Genomic DNA, 20,566 nt, shown 5'->3' on the forward strand with positions numbered 1-20,566 from the left:
CACGACTGCGATCTGCTCCAGCCCGGCTCCCGATGGGATGCGATCGCGTGCTGTGCTGAATACTTCAGTTTTTCCCAGAGCAGACTTTACGCGCTAAATATTTGAATATGGACTCACGGCGGCGTTACGCGGCGAAGGGCCGGACTCTGGTGTCTTAAAAGCAACATATCTGTTGGCTGGGGTGCGAAGCCAAGGCACATCTGATAAGCAGCGGTTTCATCCACTGAAATTCTGATGAGTTTGGCAGGCATGCCCATCATTTATTCCAGTTACCGGCACGAGCAGGGCGAGTCCGTGACGGCATGATCGAACGTATGGTTGCGGGCATCGTCGCCGCCGCGCTGCGTCTGCCGTGGCTGACAATCGTGCTTGGGGCTGCGCTTACTGTAGGCGCGATCTCCTACGTTGAGTCGCACTTCGCCATCACGACAGACACGAGCCAGCTGATCTCGTCGGACCTCGATTGGCGACAGCGCGAGCAGCAGTTCGACGCCGCGTTTCCGCAACATAGCGATACGATCGAGGTCGTCATCGACGGCACGACGCCGGAACTGGCCGAGTCGTCCGCGCGGAAGCTCTACACCGCTCTTTCCGCCAAGGTTCCGAAGCCCTTCGAAGCAGTTCACCGGCGCGAAGGCGGTGCGTTTTTCGACAAGAATGGCTTGCTTTACCTTTCGCTCGAAGAGGTCAAGCAAACGACGGAAAATCTGATCAAGGCGCAGCCGGTGCTCGCGACGATGGCCGCCGATCCGACTCTCAACGGCCTGGCGAAAGCGCTATCGTTCGTGCCCCAAGGCGTTGAAGCGGAGCGCGCGACGTGGGCCGATTATGAAAAGCCGCTGTCGGTGCTCGCCGGTTCCATCGACGATCTGGTCACGGGTAAGCCGTCAGTCTTTTCGTGGGATGAGTTGCTAACGAATGAGAAACCGGCTTCGGCGGACCTGCGCCGCTTTCTCGAAGTGAAGCCGATTCTCGATTTCGGAGAGTTGCAACCCGGTGCGGAAGCGTCTGAGATCATTCGAGAGACGGCGCGGCAGCTCGGTTTGACGCCGGATCACGGCGTGCGCGTCCGCCTGACCGGGTCTGTGCCTATGGCGGATGAAGAATTCGGGACGGTCGCGGAGGGGCTGGTCGTCAATACGGCTCTCACCATTGCGGCCGTTCTCGTGATTTTGTGGTTAGCGCTCAGGTCGGGACGGATCATTTTCGCCGTCATCGTCTCGCTGTTCGTAGGGCTGACGCTGACGGCAGCAGCGGGGCTCGCCATGGTCGGCGCCCTCAACCTGATCTCGGTCGCGTTCGCGGTGCTGTTCGTCGGCATCGGCGTCGATTTCGGCATTCAGTTTTCGGTCAGATACCGGCAAGAGCGGCACAATCTCGACGCGCTTCGCGAGGCTTTGGTTGCTGCGGGGCGGAACGCCGGAAAGCCGCTGGCGCTCGCCGCGGCAGCGACGACCGCCGGTTTCTATGCGTTTCTGCCGACAGCCTATCGCGGCGTCTCGGAGCTTGGTCTGATCGCCGGCAGTGGCATGATCATCGCATTTCTAACGAGCATTACGCTGCTGCCGGCGCTGCTCGTCTTGCTCAATCCGCCGGGGGAGCCGGACGAGGTCGGCTATCGCGCGCTGGCGCCCGTCGATCGTTTCATGGCGCGGCACAGAATCGCGATTCTGACCGTCACCGCGATCTCAGTGGCCGCCGGGCTGCCGCTGTTGCAGCGTCTGACGTTCGATTTCAATCCGATCAACCTCAGGAGCGACAAGGTCGAGTCGGTCGCGACGTTCAACGACCTGATGAAAGACCCTGCGACCGCTCCAAACACGATCGACATCCTGACGCCATCGCTTGGCGACGCGAAGGCGCTCGCTGCAAAAATCGAGCAGTTGCCCGAAGTCTCGCGCGTGGTGACGCTCGCGAGCTTCGTACCCGACCAGCAGCCGGAAAAGCTTGCGGTCATTCGGGATGCTGCGAATCTGCTCGGACCTTCTCTCGACACGCCGGATGAGCGCAAGCGGCCGACCGACGAGGAGACGAAGGCGACGCTCAAGGAGGCGGCGTCGGGATTTGCCGATGCTGCAAAGAAGGGCGGCGGATCGCCGATCGCGGCGCGCATGGCGGACGTGCTCGGCAGGCTCGCGGATGCAACGCCGGATCAGCGTTCAAAGGTCGAGAGCGCCTTGATGGATGGCTTCAAGCTGCGGCTTACGCAAATTCGCGCGGCGCTGGGAGCCGAGCCCGTGACGCTGGAAAAGCTGCCGCAGGATATCGTTTCCGACTGGACGACCAAGGACGGCCGGGCGCGCATTCAGGTCGCTCCCGCGGGCGACGGGAACGACAACGCCAATTTGCGGCGTTTCGCGACGGCCGTGCTTGCCGTGGCGCCGGGTGCGACGGGCGTTCCGATCCTCATCCAGGAATCCGCAAAGACGGTTGTCTCGGCTTTCATTCAGGCCGGCGCGCTGGCGCTGATCTCAATCACGCTGATCCTGTTCGTGGCTCTGCGACGGGTGAGCGACGTGCTGCTGACGCTCGTTCCGCTCTTGCTTGCGGGCGTCGTGACGCTTGAGCTGTGTGTTTTGATCGGATTGCCACTCAACTTCGCCAATATCATCGCGCTGCCGGTGCTTCTCGGCGTCGGCGTCGCGTTCAAGATCTATTACGTGCTCGCGTGGCGAGAGGGCGAGACGAGCTTGCTTGCGTCGGCTCTGACGCGCGCCGTCATTTTCAGCGCCATGACGACGGCGGTAGCGTTCGGAAGCCTGTTCTTCTCAAGCCATCCGGGGACGTCGAGCATGGGCGAATTGCTCGCGCTGTCGCTCGTGACGACGCTCGCCGCAGCGGTGTTGTTCCAGCCCATTCTGATGGGTCCGCCGCGGAACGAAAAAAAGCCGGAGCAAGTTAGCCCGGCTTCTTCGACTGAACTCAGTGAAAGTCTTTAGGCTTCTTCGCGGTTGCGCAGGAACTGGAAGAATTCGACACCCTCGCGCAGGCGTCGCTTCATCATCTCGGGCGACGTAATCATCTCGCCGACGATGGAAGCAATCTTCGACGGGCGGAAATAGAACTTCTTGTAGAAGTCTTCGACCGAATTGAAGATTTCCGTGTGGCCGAGGTGAGGATAGTTGAGTGGCGCGATCTGCGTGCCGCCTTCGGTCAAGAGATCGGTTTCCTCGGCGAACCAGCCGTTTTCTTTCGCCTGATTGTAGAGGAACGTGCCCGGATAGGGCGCGGCGAGGGACACCTGGATCGTGTGCGGGTTCACTTCCTTGGCGAACTCCAGCGTTTCCTGGATCGTCTCGCGCGTCTCTCCGGGAAGGCCCAAAATAAACGTGCCGTGGATGACGATGCCGAGTTCGCGGCAATCCTTCGAGAAGCGCTTGGCGACGTCGACCAGCAGGCCCTTCTTGATGTTGTGAAGGATTTTCTGATTGCCCGATTCATAGCCGACGAGCAGCAGCCGCAGGCCGTTGTCCTTCAGGATCTCGAGCGTCTTGCGCGGGACGTTGGCCTTGGCATTGCACGACCAGACGACGCCGAGCTTGCCGAGTTCCTTGGCCAGTGCCTCGACGCGCGGAATGTTGTCGGTCAGCGTATCGTCGTCGAAGAAGATCTCCTTGACCTGCGGAAATTCGCGCTGGACGTATTTCACTTCCTCAATGACGTGCTCGATCGAGCGGACGCGATAATTGTGGCCGCCGACGGTTTGCGGCCACAGGCAGAACGTGCAGCGCGATTTGCAGCCGCGGCCGGTATAGAACGAAATGTAGGGGTGCTTGAGATAGCCGCCGAAGTATTTGTTGATGTCGAGGTCGCGTTTGTAGACCGGCGTCACGAAGGGCAGCAGGTCCATGTTGTGCAGGACCTCGCGATCGTCGTTGCGGACGACGACACCTTCCTTGTTGCGGTAGGTGATGCCTTTGACGTTGGCCCAGTCGCGGCCGTCGGCGATTTCCTTGATGGTGAAATCAAATTCGTTGCGGGCGACGAAATCGATCGCCGACGTTTCCGTGAATGCCTTTTCGGGTTCGACCGCAACCTTGGCGCCGATGAAGCCAACCTTTGCAGTCGGGTTGACGTCCTTGATCATCTCGGCCGTCTTGATGTCCTGGCGGAAGGACGGCGTCGAGGTGTGAAGCACGATCAGGTCTTTGCCGCGGATATCGCCCTCGATGTCCTTGAAGGAGAGATCATGCGGTGGCGCGTCGATCAGCTTCGAGCCTTCGACGAGCGCGGCCGGTTGCGCGAGCCATGTCGGATACCAGAACGAGCGCACCTCGCGCTTCATCTGATAGCGCGCGCCCGCACCACCATCGTAGCCGTCGAAAGAAGGAGCTTGCAAAAAGAGCGTGCGCATATCGGCGCCTTTCAGAGCGGCGTGACGGACCCATCAGATTCGACGCTGTAGCGGCGGCCCCGCCAGCTGACGGCGCCGGGCACGAAACTCGCGACGAACACTGCGAAACTCACGAGATCTCGCAAAGGGCTGAGCCAGAGCGAACGTTTGCCCCCGCCCGGCAATCGCTCAACTTGTATCGGAACGAAAAGGCGCGACGCAAGCGTTGCGGCAAGGATCATCACGGCTATTGCGCTGAAGCCACTCAGCGGCAGCGCGGCCAGCGCGAAGGGGAGCGGGTGAGTGACGATAGAACCCACATAGCCCATTGGATCGACGAGGCGAATCGTGCGCGCCCAGCGAAGCTCGTGGGAAATGAGTTCCGTAAACGATGCGTCGGAAAAGGTGTGCCCGATGGTGAACGGAGGTATCGCGACTTTAAGCCCGAGTCGGCGCACTGCCTCTCCCATTTCATAATCGTCAGCGAGAGCATCCGCGAAAGCTTCAAAGCCGCCGATGCGCCGAAGCGTTTCACGTCGCAGCGCGATCGTCGATCCGAAGCAAGGGTGCGCGAGCCCGAATTGCAGCCCGACGAGGACGTTTGGGAGAAAATGCTGATCGACGGCGGCAGCCGCAAGGCGCGACCAGAATCCTCCGGCGGCACTGCCACGATAGAGGCAAGTGACGAGACCAACCCCGGGTTGTTGCAAAGCGGCGACGACATCGCTCACATAGTCCGGTCTCACACTCATGTCGCTGTCGCTCAGGATCAAAATATCGCACGACGTTTCGGACATCATATTAAGAATATTTGATATTTTTGGATTTCTGGCATTCGGTTTTGAGCCGATCGCGAGGCGGATGTCGCGGTTTGGAAACTGCGCGCGGAGGTTTTGGACGAAGAGTATTGCCGGATCGTGCGGGTCTTGGACGCCGCAAACGACCTGGATATCCGCCGCGTAGTTCTGGGCGCAAAATGATTCGAGATTTGGAGCCAGGGCAGCCTCCGCGCCGTGAAGCGGCTTCAGGAGCGTGACGTCTTCCGGATTTTGAAGCAGGGCCTTTGAGCCGGCCGCAAAGCGCGCGACGAGGGTGGCTGCCAGCAGAGCATAAGCGCTACCGATAATCGCAATGAGGGTGCAAACAAGCCACAGACAGGACGTCATTCCGACGCTACTTTCTGATTTATCAAGGGGAAGCTCTGCCAGTATCACCTGTTAAGGGTAGCTTCTGATTCGGAGCTGCGCTAAACCTCAGGATGCCTGACAGGCGGGGGCCTGCAAGGGGGAATATCGAGACGTGAAGTCAAGCGCCATCCTCAGTTGGGTCGGCTGCATATTCGTTGGCGTAGCGCTTTCCGGCTGCGCCAGCACGGGTGCGTCTGTGCCGTCTCCCGACTATCTGGCGTCCGCGGAAAAGGACGACTTGCCGAAGACGATCGCTGACCCTAACGAGAAGTTCAATCGCTCGGTCTTCGAAAGCAATCAGGACTTCAATCACTCGGTCCTCTATCCCGCCGCGAAAGCCTATAATGAGAACGTGCCGGAAGAGGTTCGCGATCGCCTGGATGCGTTCACGACGAACCTCAACGAGCCGATGGTGTTCGTAAATGACGTCCTGCAACTTCGGCCTGCGGCCGCAGCTACGACCCTAGGGCGGTTCGCTCTCAATACGACGCTCGGGCTCGGCGGGCTTTTCGACGTTGCGACAGCCCAGGGCTTGAGCAAGCAGTCGGGCGATTTCGGCCAGACGATGTACATCTGGGGCTATCGCGACAGCAGCTATCTCGTGCTTCCGGTTATCGGGCCGACAAATGTGCGTGATGCCATCGGCACCGGCGTCGAGTTCGCGGCGCAGCTTCCGGCAGCGGCGCTGATTCCGACGAAGTTAGCAACGCTGGCGAGCCGCGTGGATCTCGCTGGCACGGTGGCAAGTCCTCTGACGAACCTTAGCAAAGCCGAGGACATGCAGACGCTCGAGGATAGCTCGGTCGATTTCTATTCGATGCTCAGAAGCGTTACGGACCAGAAGCGGCAAGCCGAGCTTCAGGAAGCACTGAATACGAGCGCGCTGACGAGCACGCCTCCGCCGCCCGATCCGAATGCGATTGAGCCGGTCATGACATTGGTTTCATCGCCGACTATGCTTGAGAGCCGTCAGATGACCGACGTGCCGAAGATGCAGTCGGCCAGGCCGCGCACCGTCGTGATCGTGGGACCGCCGAAGACGGAAGATCCGACTGCCGTACGTTGAAGAGCCGGTCGCTCATCGACGATTTCATCATCGTATCGACGTGATTTGAGGCTGTTGCCGGGTCGGAAACGTGCGGCGCGATGATCCGGTGCTTTTCGCGGATCAGCCTTCCGAAAGAGAGACGTCATGGCTGGCGCTACCAACTACAGCCATGACGTCTAAGCGAAGCGACCTAGTTACTCTCAACTGCCCGATAGAAGCCTGTCACCCTGTTTTCGCAGCGAGGCGATCAGGGCGTCCGGCCCCCCGGACTTCAATATCGATGTAAATTCCGCCCGGCGGCTTGCAAGCTCACTGATTGTCCCGTCGAGGTAGACATCCACCACCCTCCACTCGGGCCCGGATTTCCGCATCAGATAATTGATCGGGACCGGCTTGCCGTTGCTTTGGACGATCTGGGTCTTGACCATCTTATCGGTTGCCCGATCGGTGACCTCAGTAATCTTGAAGGCTTCGCCTGAAAAGCCGTCGAAACGCTTTGCGTACGTGGCAATCATCATGCGCGAGAAAGCGTCAGTCAACGCGGCTTTCTGCGCAGGTTGCAGCGCTTCCCAATCCGGCCCGACTGCCATGCGCGTCATCGAGGCAATGTCATATGTTTTCGAGAGAACCGGTGCGAGTGCATCGTAGCGGCCCTGAACGCCGAGGGCCTGCGCCTGCTTCATCGTTGCAAGAAGTTGAGCGTTCAGTCCGTCGATCACATCCGGCGCGTCGGCTGCCCACGACGATGCGGCGCCTGGAACGCAGACTCCAGCGAACAGCAAACTGCGTAAAATCACGCTGATGACAAGTGACTTTCTAGTCGGGGCCATCGGCCGCCTCCTTCGTATTGCGTTTTCCAACAGAAAGGCCGTATTCGAAGCCGCGCATCGCGTAATCGAGCAGAATGGCCTTAATTTGCCCATGTTGTTACAGGTGTTTGCCAGTTGTGAGGCTCGGTTGCAACACTTCCCCGCAGAGTCCCGCACGAGCGGCATCATCCATTTTTTGAGCCGCTCCGAGGGTCCATAATTTATGCGGCGAAGGCTCTAAAGCATTTGGGGGGATGTCGGTATGGATGCGGTCGTAAATCGGTCATCCAAAACGCCCCTTCTCGACAGGGTCAATACTCCGGACGATCTCCGGAAGTTGACGGAATCCGATTTGCCGCAACTCGCTGCGGAGCTCCGTACTGAGACAATCGATGCGGTGTCGGTGACTGGCGGACATCTCGGTGCCGGTCTTGGAGTCGTCGAATTGACGGTGGCTCTGCATTATCTTTTCGACACACCGCGCGACAGGCTTATCTGGGACGTCAGCCATCAGACGTATCCTCATAAAATTCTGACCGCCCGTCGCGATCGTATCCGAACGCTGCGGCAAGCAAACGGCCTCTCCGGTTTCACGAAGCGCACGGAGAGTGAATACGATCCGTTCGGCGCAGCGCATTCCTCGACGTCGATTTCTGCCGGTCTCGGCATGGCCGTCGCGCGCGACATGAGCGGCGGCGACAACAACGTCGTCTGTGTCATCGGTGACGGCGCAATGAGCGCCGGCATGGCGTATGAAGCCCTGAACAACGCGGGCGCACGCAACGAACGGCTGATTGTCGTTCTCAACGACAACGACATGTCGATCGCACCGCCGACCGGCGCGCTCTCATCCTATCTGGCGCGCACGACATCGAGTGCGTCCTATTTCAAAGTTCGCGACATCGCCAAGCAGCTTGCGCAGCGCCTGCCGAAGAGCTGGGAACGTCGCGCAGCGCGTATGGAAGAATATACGCGCAATTTGTGGCAGGGCGGGGCGTGGTTCGAAGAGCTGGGGTTCTACTATGTCGGTCCGATCGACGGACACGACCTGGGCCAGTTGCTGCCTGTGCTGAAGAACGTCCGGGACGCCAAGCACGGGCCGATCCTCGTTCACGTCATGACGAAGAAGGGCAAAGGGTACGCGCCCGCCGAAGCCTCGCCCGACAAATATCACGGCGTCGCGAAATTCAATGTGGTCACGGGTGTGCAGGTGAAGCCGCAAGCGGCAGCGCCATCCTATACGCGGGTTTTTGCGGACAGCCTCATTCAGGAAGCCAAAAAGGATCCGAAGATCGTCGCGATCACGGCGGCGATGCCGGACGGCACCGGGCTTGACGTCTTCGGCCGCGAATTTCCCGATCGTACGTTCGACGTGGGGATCGCCGAGCAGCACGCCGTGACCTTTGCCGCCGGGTTGGCGACGGAAGGCATGAAGCCCTTTGCTGCGATCTATTCGACGTTCCTGCAGCGCGGCTACGATCAGGTCGTGCACGACGTGGCGATTCAGAGCCTGCCGGTACGGTTCGCAATCGACCGCGCCGGATTCGTCGGGGCCGATGGCGCGACGCATGCCGGCTCGTTCGATCTCGCTTACCTCGGTTGCCTGCCGAACTTCGTTATCATGGCGGCGGCGGATGAAGCCGAGCTGAAGCACATGGTGGCGACGGCCGTTTCAATAGATGATCGTCCGTCGGCGTTCCGGTATCCGCGCGGGGAGGGCACCGGCGTCGCGATGCCTGAGGTCGGCGAAGTTCTTCCGATCGGCAAGGGCCGCATCCTACGCGAGGGTTCGACCGTTGCGCTGCTTTCGATCGGTACACGACTCGGCGAAGCCATGAAGGCGGCCGATCAACTCGCCGCACTCGGTCTCTCGACGACCGTCGCCGATGCCCGCTTCATGAAGCCGCTCGATACGGACCTCATCCGGCAATTGGCGCAAAATCACGAGGTTCTCGTCACCATTGAGGAAGGGTCGGTCGGCGGGTTCGGCAGTCATGTGCTGCAGTATCTGGCCGACAACGGTCTGCTCGAACACGGTCTTAAGGTGCGCGCGAAGGTCATGCCGGATTGCTTCGTCGATCAGGACAAGCCCGAGGCGATGTATCAGAAGGCAGGGCTATCGGCTGGCGGCATTGTCGAAACCGTTCGCGATGCGCTGCAACTCGACAAAGCGGCAAGCACGCGTGAGCATCGAGTCCGCGGTTAGCGGCCTTCGACGTTGCGTGGCAATCGTAGCAAACGCCGCGCTTCGATCGCCTGCCAGAAGAGAAGAACCGGTACGCCCGTCAACAGCTCGCGCGCGCGCTTGAGCAGCGACAGTCCGAGAGCGACGTCGGGTGTCAGGCCGAATATTGCGCCGACGGCTACGTAGCCGCCCTCTTGTACGCCTGCGGCCCACGGGACGATGAACGCAATCGTGCGGAGCGCAAAGACGAGGCTCTCGATCACGAGAATTTCGGCGAAGCCGAGCGGGTAGCCCATGAACATCAGGGCAAGCCACGCTTCTGCCGCTCCGACGATCCAGGCCGCGAGATGCAGTGCCGTCGAAATGATCGGGCGGCGCGGTTCCCGGTAAATGTCTTCGATGCCGGCGTGAATATTCTGCGATTGATCGTCGGCGCTCCAGGGGGCCGTCAGCCCGAGCTTGTCGGGCAGCGACTGCAGAAACTGGAATAGGCCGCTGCGCTGGGCGATGACGAAACCCGCCATGGCGATGGCCGTTATCGCGAGTCCGGCGAGTGCCCACCCCGCAAGGGGCTCGCCGGGGCGTTCCCAGGCCAGAATTCCGAGCCCGAGTAACGTGTAAAAGAGCTGGCTGATGATTTCCATCGTCAGATCGACGACGGTCGTTGCGATGGCCGCTCCGGATTTTAGTCCGAACGCCGTCAGCTCTCGCGCGGCAATGGCCTCGCCCGCGCCGGGAATGATCGCCAAGATGTTCGCAACGCTGTCACGCAGCAGTCGCGCCCAATGAAAGACGGCGACCGCATTTCTCGGCGGCGTTGTCGCGAGGATCTGCCAAGCAAAGGCGCAGAGCGTCACGGAGGCGAGATAGAGTGCGGCCATTGCCGCGAGCCCCTGCCATCCGGCCGCGAGAAAAGCCTCCCCGACTTGAGCCGTTCCGAAATAGACGACGAGCGCCATCGCGAGTGCGATGCCGGCGAGTGCGCAGAGCGCGATGCCTGTTTTCACGCGGCCCGACGGCAAAGCGCGAGATTGCGGGGTGTCATCCGGCATTGCGCGACGCTTTCGGATTTTGGGAGATGGAGGTAGCATCAGCGTGCGACGCGTTTTCGGCCGCCATTAGCTTGCGGTAGGCCCTGATGCTGAAGGTTTCCTTGCCCCATTTGATATCGTTGCCGAACATGCCGGCGACCCAGGCAAAAAAGCACACGCATTCCCGCAATGGTACGAGCCACGGCTCTGACGGTGTCGCTATATGGAAGTGTCGGCGGACGAGAAAATGGAGAATGATTCGCAGCGTGATATGCGCGCCGATGATGGATAGCCCGGCGATGCTCGGTTGTGGCAGGAGCAAGAGGAGCAGCAGTGCGAGCGGCCAGGTAACGAGGGCCATAAACTGATCGAACGGACGGCAGGCGCGCTCGGAGCGATGCCAGCGCACTTCATGCAGGAACATTTCGGCAAAGCTCGATTCCGCGACGACCGTGTCGCACGCATAGGGTGATAGAATTACGCGCCAGCCGCGCCGCGCGACGAAGCGGCCCATCGAAAAATCTTCTGCTAGGCAGCCAGCCAGCATTTCGAATCCGCCGATGGCATCGAGTGCTTCGCGGCGGACGGCGCTCATAGCCCCGAAGACGAAATCGATGCCGCGCAGGTCGACATCGACCACGACCGACGGGACAAACCAATCGTTGAGGTAGAGTGCGCCGAAACGGGATGGCGCATTGTTGGCAGGACAGCCCTTGTAGATCGATGCGACGGCTCCAACGTCCGGATCGTCGAAAGGTGCGGCCATTGAAGCAACGCAGTCCGGATCGACGCGGACGTCGCTGTCGGCAAGCACGAAAATATCGTATTTCGCGGTCCTTGCGATGTTTGCGAGGTTTGCGGCTTTCCGATTTGGTCCTGCAAGCGTTTCATCGACGACAAGCCGCAGATCAAGGTTCGGGTTCTCGGCGATCAACCGATTGACGACGGCGACGGCCGGGTCGCCGGGCGTGTGGGCGCCGAAAATGACCTCGTATCTCGGATAATTCTGCAGGCAGAAGGAGCGCAGGCTTTCGTAAAGGTATGGATTCGTTCCGTAGACGGGCTTCAGCACGGAAACGCCTTGGCGCGGTTCGGCTCCGAAAACGGCACGCTCCCGGAAACGCGACACGGCGCGCACGGCAAGGGCGAGATAGGCGAGTCCGGCGAGGCCAAGGGCCACGCCTGCGAACTGCCAAAAGGAAATGACGAAGAACGGCATAACGGCTTTCGATCTGATTCTTACGCCGCGACATGCCGTCCGGCGGGAAGCGGCATAGCACGGCGGGGGTGCCATTTCGAGCGCTTCGAAGTGCAGTCACTCAGGGCGGCGAACGGCCTCACGGAACGGCGCGAGCGTCACATCAAGCGCCTTGGTCTTGGCTTTGACGTTGAGGCTCGTTAGTGCGGCGAACTCATCCATCGGGCGGTAGTGATCGGGCAGGTTGTCGACGCCCGGCCATCGCCTCGTCGCGGGATGAAAATAGAATTCGGTCGTTCCGTTAGGGAGTTTCTCGAGAAACTGCAAAACGCGCGTTTCCGTCATCGCGCCGCTGTCGTTCAGGCCGAACACGCGATCGTTGACGCCAAGTCCTGCCGCACGAACGCGATGCCGCAGGAGACGCGATTGTGCGTAGAAGAAGATCCATCCCGAGAAGCGGTCGCGAAACCGATCGGACGTAGCAGTGTACGATGGAATCAGCGGTTCGACCGGAATGCGTACAGGCGGATTTGCAAAGTCCTTAGCGAGCTTGGCGATGATCTTCGAGATTGCTGGGTGCATATGAAAATGCTGATGGCCATTGATGTGGTCCATGACTAGGCCGGTCTTACGAAAGGCTTCGAACTGCGCGGTTATCTCTGCTTCCGCCTGGCGCCGGAGATCTTTGGAGAAAAACAGCGCCGTTCCGAATTTGACGGGGTCCGTTGAAAAGCGGCCATCGCGTCCGACGAGGCCGGGAACTTCGGTCGGTGGAAGGACTGGACAGCCGTCGACGAGCGTCAGGTGCAATCCGACGCCGAGGTGCGGGAGTTTCCGCGCCCGCTCGATCGCGTCGTCGCGGGCTGGCGCTCCCACCATCAGGCTCGCGGCTGTCAAAATACCGTGCTGATGTGCCAACTCGACCGCTTCGTTCACGGGCAGCGAGAGGCCGAAGTCATCGGCAGTTACGATGAGTTTCTTCAAAGCCGCTCCTCGAAGCCGTTATCTCAATGGACTTGAGAAGCGTTTTACGACTGTGGCCGCAGCTATGCCAACTCGGCCCTTTCAGTGCTTGGCGCGCTCTTTCGACTTGGGCGGCGGGTCGATGACGTCGCGGCAAGCGGGGCTCAGCCGATCGCGCTTGCGGTTGAGGCAAGCGACGATTCGATCTTCGTTTGGAATTTCAAAGAAGCAAAGGCTCAAGACGTCAGGGGTGCAGGCGGCCTGTTCTTCGGCCGTTCCGCTATGGGCATAGCTCAGACTGGAAGTTGCAGCAAAACCTGTGATCACGAATCCAGCAGCGAGAATCCAACCTGGCGCTTTCATCAGAGGTCCCACAATGTCGACGCGCGAAGCCGAGATGCTCCTTCGCGTTTGTAAGATGCTCAGTTGATCCGTGCGTGGCGGTAAAACTGTGGCAGATTCTCCGAAAATCGGCCGCCGGAGCGGTTTGCCGACGGCGGCACCCGGTTTGGCCGGTGTTTACCAAATTTATGGGGTCGTTCCTGGCGGTGGATTGGGCGTGCTCTGCGTTTCAGGCGCCGATCCTTCGCGCACTTCGCAGAGCGTCGGCGTGTCGAGCGAGGTCTTGTTCATGAACGCCCAGTTGGCGAACGCGATGTAGCAAACGGCGACAGATTGCTTGCTCTGCAATGTTACGACGACCGTGTCCGTTTTCACCGATTCAGTCGCTCGCTTTGCAACCTCAAGCGGCACGAGCGTAACGCTCTTGACCTCGTAGTCTTTGGATAGCAGCGCCGTAAAGGAGGACTGTAGCGGCGGCTGATCCTGTGCCCCGGCTCCGGATGAGGCCAAGCAGAAAGCTGCAACAAGCAGAGTTCCAAGACCGGCGTTACGCATGCGATCCTCTCTTTTGTTCGGAATGAGACCCCGCGAAGTGAGTACTACGGCGGCGCAATAGCCTCAACAATGAACGCTCGTAAGTTCCGAAGGGCTGGGGACAAAATGGATAAATCGGCCTTTCGCGCGCCCTAGACTGATGCCGTCGCCGGATAAAAAATGGCAACGGGCATCGCGAAAACGGGGAGAGTCAGGCTGGCCGGTATCTCTTCGCCCGATTGCAAGTGATCGGGACGAAAGAGTGCATGCGCTCCCGATGTCGTGCCGGGCGCCAGGATTGGCGCGAAAACTTCGATGCGCGCCGCGGCCGATTCAACGACGCGATGCGGGCTCGCGGCGATGAGGTCTGTGGCGATCGCAGGCATGACCTCGGACCAATGCCGGCCCTCTTGACTGGATAGGCATTGGGTGAGTGCATCGTCGGCGGTCCGCACGCAGAAGCGGCTGCTTTTGCGGCCGACGCCGAAGTCGAAAAGCTTATCGTTGCGATGCGTTTCATCGATCGCATCGGCATCGGTGCCAAGCGTTTGAACGGCTTCGTGTGAAGGGATGCCTGCGCGGCTTCGCGGCAAGCCAAGAACAATGGGGCCACCGTCCCCAAATGCGAAGGCGCGGATTTTGTCACTGACGCGCAGCCGGAACGCCGCGTCATCGGTGTGCGCGATAATGGATGCTTCGCCTACGTCGACATCGATCCGGCGCTTGGGCGTGCAAGGAAATTCGGCGATGGCGCCGGGCGCTCCGGTCACCCACGTGCCGCGCCGGTCTGAAATCGTCTCCCACGCCCAGCCTGCAACCTCGTTTGGTGTCCAAGGCAGGAGGCGCACCCGTATCGCAAGTTTGGAATGGCGCTCGGGCAGGCTCAGCCAAACCTGACTGCGCCGGTCTTCGTCCATCACCATCCAGTCGGCAATCTCACCGCCGGTGCGGGCGCAACCGAGGCAAAAGCCGGTTGCCGGATCGAGCTTGCAGATGCCTACGCAAGGCGAGTGCCGTGTCAATTGACTGCCTTAACAAGCGCGGATGATGATGGCCGCAGACGTTTCGGGCCACCTCGCGGCGGCCCGGATGCGACGTTGATTAGTGTACCATTCTGGTTTGGCTGCGTTCGACCAACGCGCCGAGCGCCAGCCCGATCGTCGCCCAAAGGATTCCCTGCATCCCAAACGAGGCTACGCGGAATTTCCACAGGAGATCGGCCGGGAAATCGGCCGAGACTTCGTTGATGGGCGGGAGCGCATACGCGGCGATCGCGACAAGAACGATGTAGGCCAGCGCGCCGGCAACGGTCGCATTCCATGAGCCGATGCTGGCGGACAGCGCGCGCCCGAGCGTCACTGCGATCGCCAGTGCCGCCGCCGAGAAGACCAACATCGTAAAGTAAAGTTGCGTGCGATAGCCGATCGTATCTTCGGCACCGACGGCGGGTGGATTAGCCGGATACTTAAGATGAGGCACGATGTAGAGCGTGAGAAATCCCACGGCCGCTATCACGATGGCGGACGTGCGCGGCGGAAACTTCAGCAGCCGACCGCTGGCGAAGGCGAAGGCGAGTGCAAAAAGCCCTCCGAGCGCGGTGCCGAACACGGCGACGCCCGTCAGCAAGCCGACTCCGGCCTGTACCTCGCGGCTGACAAGTTCAGGTTCTTCGGCTTCGCTCGCCGCATTGGCGGCATGCGAATGTTTGTGTCCCGCCGCCGAATGCTGTTCCTCAAACGCGATGGCGCGATCGACCTGCGGCTCGCCGACAATCTTCGCGAAACTGAATGCCAACAAAGCAGCAAGAAACCCCGCGAGCATGCCGCGCAGCAACAACTGTCCCATGATTTTTATCTCCGCGAGCGATCAGTGGCAGGGGAAGCCGAGAAGGTGGCGTCCGTCGTGAACGAATTCGTGCACGTACATGCCGTTGAAGATCGCCATCGCTCCCTCTTCGACGCCGATGAAATACATCGCTAGAAGGAACAGCAGTCCGCCGAAGATCGCCCACGGGAGGATCTCGCGCATCGGAATGGGGGTTGCCACGGTATCGTGGATGATTGCAGAGTGTGACGTCATTTACAGGCCTCCTTGGGATTGCGCGTCCCGTTCAAGCTTTGCGGCCAATCACAAGAGGGTCTGACTTTCGGCCGGAGCCCATGGCGTCCGCCGATCACAGTGGCGCGACCGTTCCGGAATTTCACCGGCTTCCTTTCGTGACGTGCAAACAACCACCATAGGTTGGTCGGCGAATTTGTCAATGTGAAGCAAGTGCCATGATATCACGACTAACGCTCGTTTCGCACGCTCCGACAGTCGCCGTTCGGGCCGCAGCGTTTCCCTTGGACGAGGGTATCGATGAGAAGGCTCGGCGCGAGGCTTCGGCGCTTTCCGGCGCTCTGCCGCAGTTCGGTGCCGCGTGGACGAGCCCCGCGCTGAGAGCGCTCGAAACGGCGGCGGCGCTCAATATCGATGCTAAGGTCGAACCGTTGCTGCGCGACATGGATCTCGGACGATGGGCCGGGCGGACCTTCGCCGACGTCGAAGCATCGGAGCCGCATGAAATGGTGCGGTGGCTTTCCGACACGGCGGCGAGCCCGCACGGCGGAGAATCGGTCGAGGCCCTTCTTGCACGGGTCGCGAATTGGCTGAAGACGGTGGGGCAGCGGCAGGGGCGGAGCGCCGCCGTTACGCATCCCGCCGTGATCCGCGCGGCGATCGTCGTCGCCATCGAGGCCAAGCCGGCTTCGTTCTGGCGTATCGATATCGCGCCATTGAACATCGTCGAACTTGCATCGAATGGCAGCCGCTGGACGCTGAAATCTATCGGTGGGTGAGGGCTGCGCCGCTGCCTACCGGAATACGCGTGCGGCAACGGCGCGAGCCAGAAGATGCGGCTTGATCTTTTCATTCGAGACCGCGCGGGGGCCCGAGAAAATATACCGCAAGACGCTCGTCTTGGCTTTGTCCGTTGTCTCAAATTGCAGGCCGAAGCCGCTTTCCGTTCTTCGCCGAACGTGCGCTTCAAGACAGATATCGGAAAATCTGATCCGTACCGGCGCACCTATCGGGACCGGCAACTCGCCGATGAGGTGCATGCCGCTGATAGAAATGTCGGACGCGAAATAGTCGCGCAACTCGCCATTGAAGCCGAGCTTCACGGGAACGCGTACATCGAAGCGGTCTCCCTTGCGCCGCTGCTGCTGCTCGGAGCACACGTAGCAACAGAGCGTCAGAAGGATGATATTGTACCAGCTCCAGAAGAGTGCGATCGCACTCGACTCGGCGAGGGGGCGGCTTTGATCGACAAGGAAAGCGTTTGCTATTCCAAATGTCGTCAGAAACAGCAGCGTTCCGAAGATTCGCAGCAGTGGCCACTGGATGAACTGCTTGCTGCGATCTCCGCCCTTCGCAGTTACCTTGAATTTCTGGCCCTTAGGCCGCATCAATCCGGACCACGCAGACTTCAGGACCTCGGTTGCGCAGAGCATCTGATAGAGGTCCGTCATCAGCGGCAGGACACGCCCTTCCGTCAGCCATACGTAGATGGCGGACTGCACGACGACGAAGGGGGCCAGATGCCAGATAGCGTCGATGACGTTGGCATGGACAGCCTGTACGTCGAAAATCAGATAAAGCGCGGGCACGATGATCCCGAGGACGCGGAACAGATGCGTCGCAGTCCAGTGCAGAAATGTTTCGCAAAGCATCACGCGGTCGACGAAGGGAAGTCCATTGCCCCATCGCAGCGGGCCGCTTCGGCCTCTGCAAATCTGCACGAAGCCCAGACACCAGCGGCTGCGCTGGCCGGTATATTCGGCGAGACCTTCCGGGGCGAGTCCGAGGGACAGGATCTCGTTCAGGTATACGGTTTTGAAGCCTTTTTCCCTGAGCCGAAGCGATACAAGGTAATCCTCGGTGACCGAGTCGGTCGGGAAGCCGCCGATACTCTGCAGGGCATCGAAGCGAATGACGGAAGACGTTCCGCAACAGAACGCAGCGTTCCATGCATCCTTCGAGGCCATGACGATGTCGAAGAAGAACCGCTGCTCGTCGGGCCAGACCTTTGTCAGTGCGAGATTGCTCTGGATCGGGTCGGGATTGAAGAAGTGCTGCGGCGTCTGGACGACGCCGACGTTGGTGTCGAGAGCCAGCGAAACGGCGCGTGTCAGAAAGTTGGGTAATGGGACGAAGTCGGCATCCAGGATCGAGATGAAGTCGGGCTTCTCATCGAGTGCCGCAAGTTTCTTGAGGGCGGCGTTGATGTTGCCGGCTTTCGCATGGGCATTGTCAGCGCGCGTGAGGTAACCGACGCCACGGCGCTCGCAGAGATCCTTGAGCCAGGGGCGGCGACCGTCGTCGCAAACCCATGCGCGAAAATTCGGATAGTTGAGGCCGAGCGTGCCGATGATTGTCCGCTCGAGAATATCCTCATCCTCGTTATACGTGCAGATCAGAACGTCGACCTTCGGCAACTGCGGCTCAGCGAGCAGGAGCGGCACATTACGATCAGCTTCGGCCGTCCGGTTTCGGGTGCGCGTCAGGAATATCTGTGACGCCGTAGAACCGATCATCGCAATTGCTTCAATGGCGACGAAAATCAGGCCCGTGAAGAAATCGATCGGATTGCTGGAGGACGGAATGGTCTCGAAGATCCGCCACAGCATGTAGCGCCAGCCGAGAACAAGACAAAGCACGATAGCGGCCGCGCGAACGATCGTGTTGTTGCGATTGACCCACGGCAGGACTGCCAGGGCAATCAGCAGAATGACGAACGCCGGAACAAGCGCATCCCAATAGCTCATGCCTGCCGTCGACGTCATGGCGACTGCCCGTTTACTTTGCTACCGCCGATGCGGCCAAAGAAGATGTGTCGAACTGGACCAGGCCCGAACGGCCGATCTGACAGTCGGCGCCTTCGGAGAGGCCCGGAAAATCCAGAGTGACGTGATAGGGCTCTCGCGAGAGCACGCTCTGTTGAATCGCGCTGTTCGACGACACCGCCGCGAGTCCGTTCAAGCCGACGATGCGACCGCGCAGTTCCTTGCCGCCGTCGCGCGGTCGGAACGTTGCGCTCTGCCCAATTCTCAGCTTCTGATACGCCGTCTCGCTGACGCTTGCGGTTACCATGGCGCTGCCGCAGTCGAGCAGGCGCATGAGATCCTGTCCGGCGTTGACGTGCTCGCCGGGTGCGGTGAGTATTTCCCAGACGCGGCCGTTGACCGTCGATCGGATGACGGCCGAGGACAGTTCTTCGTTGCGGCGCGTTTCCGCATCGATGCGCGCCAAAAGCACTGGCAATTCTGTCTTGCTGCCTTGGAGACGGGCGCGAACGTCGGCCAATTCCAATGCGACTTCCATTTTTCGCTGCGCGGATTGCGGGGTGTCGTTATAGCTGTCGCCAATGAAGATGCCCTTTTTCGCAGCATCGAGTTCGACCATCGTTCCTTTGCGCCGTTCGACGAGGCTCTGGATCGTGTTTTTGGAGACGCGCTCATCCTGGAGCGCCTTGTCGAGGAACGCCTGACTCACGGCATCCGTTTTTCTCAACGCATTGGCACGCGTCAGCGCAACCACAGCCATGTCATGTTGTGCTTCGTTGGCCGCGATGTCGGCATCGATTTCCCGGACACGCTGTTCAAGCTGTGCGATGCGGCCGACGCGAAAGTTCTCTTGCTGATCGGTGAGCTCGGTGAGATTTGCGGTCAGGAGCCGACTTTTCGCGTCGAGCGCGGCAATCGTGGTGCCGAGCTGGTCGCGTTCGCGCCGCAGGCTATCGAGGTGCGAATAGTCGGCGCGCGGGTTCCGGATCGTCAGGATTTCCTCGTTGCTTCGGAAGGTGCTGCCGATGTCGGTTGCGGCTGCGGCCATCGTGACGTCACCTTCGATCGGTGCGCGCAGCGTGATCACACGGGCATTGACGACGGCTTCGGCACTCGTTGTTGCGAGCAGTCGCTGGGCCGGGGTCCAGCCCAGTAACAATGCGACGGCAATGGCCAATGCAGACTTTACAATCGTGGAGAGCCGGAGGTTTGCGGCCGGCGCTATCCATGAGGGTTTAGGGGCGACATTATTTTTAGGCGCATTGGGTGTCGCGCGTTCATCTTGCTCTTTGTCCGCCGTGCGCTGCGTCTTCCATTCTTTGACGACAGACTCGAGATAAGAGAGCTGCATATTGGCATTGAAGGTGGGTGCCGCAGGCTCGTCGATGTGCGGAATGTCCGTCGCCTCGGTCCGTGACGGCTGGCGCAATCGTGGCGAACGCTGAACAGAGTATTTCATTGGAAATGAACCTTGCGGGCTGACCTGAGCGAGGCAGAGAGATCGAATTCGCAAGCTTCATTTTGTACGCGGGCTGTATAAATAAACGCTGAGAATTTTATTTAATTTGTCGTTACCGATGACCAGATTAGAGACGCGCGCGCCGCGCTCCAGGTTCTTACGATTCTGTTAAATCCACGAGTGCGTTGCCCGTGGCGCGGCTGGCTAGACGCCTTGTGTGCGAGGCTGTCCGGAGGCGGCGCGGAGCCTATTGACGATGCGGCCCGCGCCGATTCTGCACTCAAGTGCCTGACGCGTCCTTGACGCATTTCGTCGTGAAGCTTTTCTCTGCAGCGCCATGTAGATTCTTTGCCTTGGCGTCGGCGTCGCACTTCGCTTTTGCGTCTTTCTCGCACTTCGTGACGAAGCTATTGAGCGCTGCGCCATGAAGGTTCTTTTCTTTCGCTATTGCATTGCACGTCGCATCTGCGGCCATTGCGACCGACGGCATGAGGAGACTTGCGACCAGGGTCATGAGCACTCTCATTGCATCCTCCGTAAAGGGCCAAGCGGCCGATTATAGCTCCGGGGACTCGGAATTCCCAACGCACGTTCGTATGGCTCGGATGATCAATAATGCTTAACCGGCGTTCGAACGGTATGGGAAAGGTTACG

General features: G+C 60.1%; 18 protein-coding genes. 4 read left to right on the forward strand and 14 right to left on the reverse strand.

Going from position 1 to position 20,566, the window contains the following annotated elements; genetic code table 11:
* Window positions 1-302 precede the first annotated feature (302 nt).
* Window positions 303-2,939: an MMPL family transporter gene (locus HYPDE_RS02225; protein WP_015596703.1), complete on the forward strand. Its 2,637-nt coding sequence runs from the start codon at window positions 303-305 to the stop codon at window positions 2,937-2,939.
* Here HYPDE_RS02225 and hpnJ read toward each other — a convergent pair.
* Complete coding sequence (hpnJ, locus tag HYPDE_RS02230; protein WP_015596704.1) at window positions 2,936-4,354, reverse strand: hopanoid biosynthesis associated radical SAM protein HpnJ; 1,419 nt, start codon at window positions 4,352-4,354, stop codon at window positions 2,936-2,938. The genes HYPDE_RS02225 and hpnJ overlap by 4 nt on opposite strands.
* 11 nt (window positions 4,355-4,365) lie before the next feature.
* Window positions 4,366-5,499: a bacteriohopanetetrol glucosamine biosynthesis glycosyltransferase HpnI gene (gene hpnI, locus HYPDE_RS02235; RefSeq protein ID WP_015596705.1), complete on the reverse strand. Its 1,134-nt coding sequence runs from the start codon at window positions 5,497-5,499 to the stop codon at window positions 4,366-4,368.
* Between the two features lie 133 nt (window positions 5,500-5,632).
* On the opposite strand from hpnI (HYPDE_RS02235), the gene HYPDE_RS02240 reads away from it, so the two are divergent.
* Window positions 5,633-6,586: an MlaA family lipoprotein gene (locus HYPDE_RS02240; protein WP_015596706.1), complete on the forward strand. Its 954-nt coding sequence runs from the start codon at window positions 5,633-5,635 to the stop codon at window positions 6,584-6,586.
* 182 nt (window positions 6,587-6,768) lie between these two features.
* Here HYPDE_RS02240 and HYPDE_RS02245 read toward each other — a convergent pair whose 3' ends face one another.
* Window positions 6,769-7,398, reverse strand: a complete 630-nt coding sequence (locus tag HYPDE_RS02245) for an ABC transporter substrate-binding protein (RefSeq protein ID WP_041319816.1) — start codon at window positions 7,396-7,398, stop codon at window positions 6,769-6,771.
* 241 nt (window positions 7,399-7,639) lie between these two features.
* On the opposite strand from HYPDE_RS02245, the gene dxs reads away from it, so the two are divergent.
* Window positions 7,640-9,583, forward strand: a complete 1,944-nt coding sequence (gene dxs / locus HYPDE_RS02250) for a 1-deoxy-D-xylulose-5-phosphate synthase (protein WP_015596708.1) — start codon at window positions 7,640-7,642, stop codon at window positions 9,581-9,583.
* On the opposite strand, the gene HYPDE_RS02255 is transcribed toward dxs, so the two are convergent.
* The 8 genes from HYPDE_RS02255 to HYPDE_RS02290 form a co-directional block, all read right to left on the reverse strand.
* Window positions 9,580-10,614 carry a lysylphosphatidylglycerol synthase domain-containing protein gene (locus HYPDE_RS02255; RefSeq protein WP_015596709.1) on the reverse strand — a complete coding sequence of 345 codons (1,035 nt, stop codon included), beginning with the start codon at window positions 10,612-10,614 and terminating at the stop codon, window positions 9,580-9,582. The genes dxs and HYPDE_RS02255 overlap by 4 nt on opposite strands.
* The gene (gene hpnI, locus HYPDE_RS02260; protein WP_041319818.1) at window positions 10,604-11,812 is read right to left on the reverse strand and encodes a bacteriohopanetetrol glucosamine biosynthesis glycosyltransferase HpnI; all 1,209 of its coding nucleotides are present in this window, start codon (window positions 11,810-11,812) and stop codon (window positions 10,604-10,606) included. The genes HYPDE_RS02255 and hpnI (HYPDE_RS02260) overlap by 11 nt, the downstream gene beginning before the upstream one ends.
* Window positions 11,813-11,908: 96 nt before the next feature.
* The gene (hpnK, locus tag HYPDE_RS02265) at window positions 11,909-12,775 is read right to left on the reverse strand and encodes a hopanoid biosynthesis-associated protein HpnK (protein ID WP_015596711.1); all 867 of its coding nucleotides are present in this window, start codon (window positions 12,773-12,775) and stop codon (window positions 11,909-11,911) included.
* An 81-nt stretch (window positions 12,776-12,856) separates the two neighbouring features.
* Window positions 12,857-13,117: a hypothetical protein gene (locus HYPDE_RS02270; protein WP_041319820.1), complete on the reverse strand. Its 261-nt coding sequence runs from the start codon at window positions 13,115-13,117 to the stop codon at window positions 12,857-12,859.
* 165 nt (window positions 13,118-13,282) lie between these two features.
* Window positions 13,283-13,651, reverse strand: a complete 369-nt coding sequence (locus tag HYPDE_RS02275) for a hypothetical protein (RefSeq protein WP_015596713.1) — start codon at window positions 13,649-13,651, stop codon at window positions 13,283-13,285.
* 131 nt (window positions 13,652-13,782) lie between these two features.
* Window positions 13,783-14,652 carry a DUF1289 domain-containing protein gene (locus HYPDE_RS02280; RefSeq protein WP_015596714.1) on the reverse strand — a complete coding sequence of 290 codons (870 nt, stop codon included), beginning with the start codon at window positions 14,650-14,652 and terminating at the stop codon, window positions 13,783-13,785.
* A gap of 79 nt (window positions 14,653-14,731) precedes the next feature.
* Window positions 14,732-15,475, reverse strand: a complete 744-nt coding sequence (locus HYPDE_RS02285) for a CbtA family protein (protein WP_015596715.1) — start codon at window positions 15,473-15,475, stop codon at window positions 14,732-14,734.
* Window positions 15,476-15,496: 21 nt separating this feature from the next.
* Entirely contained in the window at window positions 15,497-15,709 is a 213-nt protein-coding gene (locus tag HYPDE_RS02290; RefSeq protein WP_051111949.1) for a CbtB domain-containing protein, read from the reverse strand.
* 197 nt (window positions 15,710-15,906) lie between these two features.
* Between HYPDE_RS02290 and HYPDE_RS02295 the strand changes: the two genes are divergently transcribed.
* On the forward strand, window positions 15,907-16,467 hold the full coding sequence (locus HYPDE_RS02295) for a histidine phosphatase family protein (protein WP_015596716.1): 561 nt from the start codon (window positions 15,907-15,909) through the stop codon (window positions 16,465-16,467).
* Between the two features lie 15 nt (window positions 16,468-16,482).
* Here HYPDE_RS02295 and HYPDE_RS02300 read toward each other — a convergent pair whose 3' ends face one another.
* The 3 genes from HYPDE_RS02300 to HYPDE_RS02310 form a co-directional block, all read right to left on the reverse strand.
* The gene (locus HYPDE_RS02300) at window positions 16,483-18,453 is read right to left on the reverse strand and encodes a glycosyltransferase family 2 protein (protein ID WP_015596717.1); all 1,971 of its coding nucleotides are present in this window, start codon (window positions 18,451-18,453) and stop codon (window positions 16,483-16,485) included.
* Window positions 18,454-18,466: 13 nt separating this feature from the next.
* A complete protein-coding gene (locus HYPDE_RS02305; RefSeq protein WP_041319825.1) occupies window positions 18,467-19,912 on the reverse strand; it encodes an HlyD family secretion protein in 1,446 nt (481 codons plus the stop codon).
* A 280-nt stretch (window positions 19,913-20,192) separates the two neighbouring features.
* The gene (locus HYPDE_RS02310) at window positions 20,193-20,438 is read right to left on the reverse strand and encodes a hypothetical protein (protein ID WP_041319827.1); all 246 of its coding nucleotides are present in this window, start codon (window positions 20,436-20,438) and stop codon (window positions 20,193-20,195) included.
* Window positions 20,439-20,566: the final 128 nt, after the last annotated feature.

This window comes from Hyphomicrobium denitrificans 1NES1 (assembly GCF_000230975.2).
GTDB lineage: Bacteria > Pseudomonadota > Alphaproteobacteria > Rhizobiales > Hyphomicrobiaceae > Hyphomicrobium_B > Hyphomicrobium_B denitrificans_A.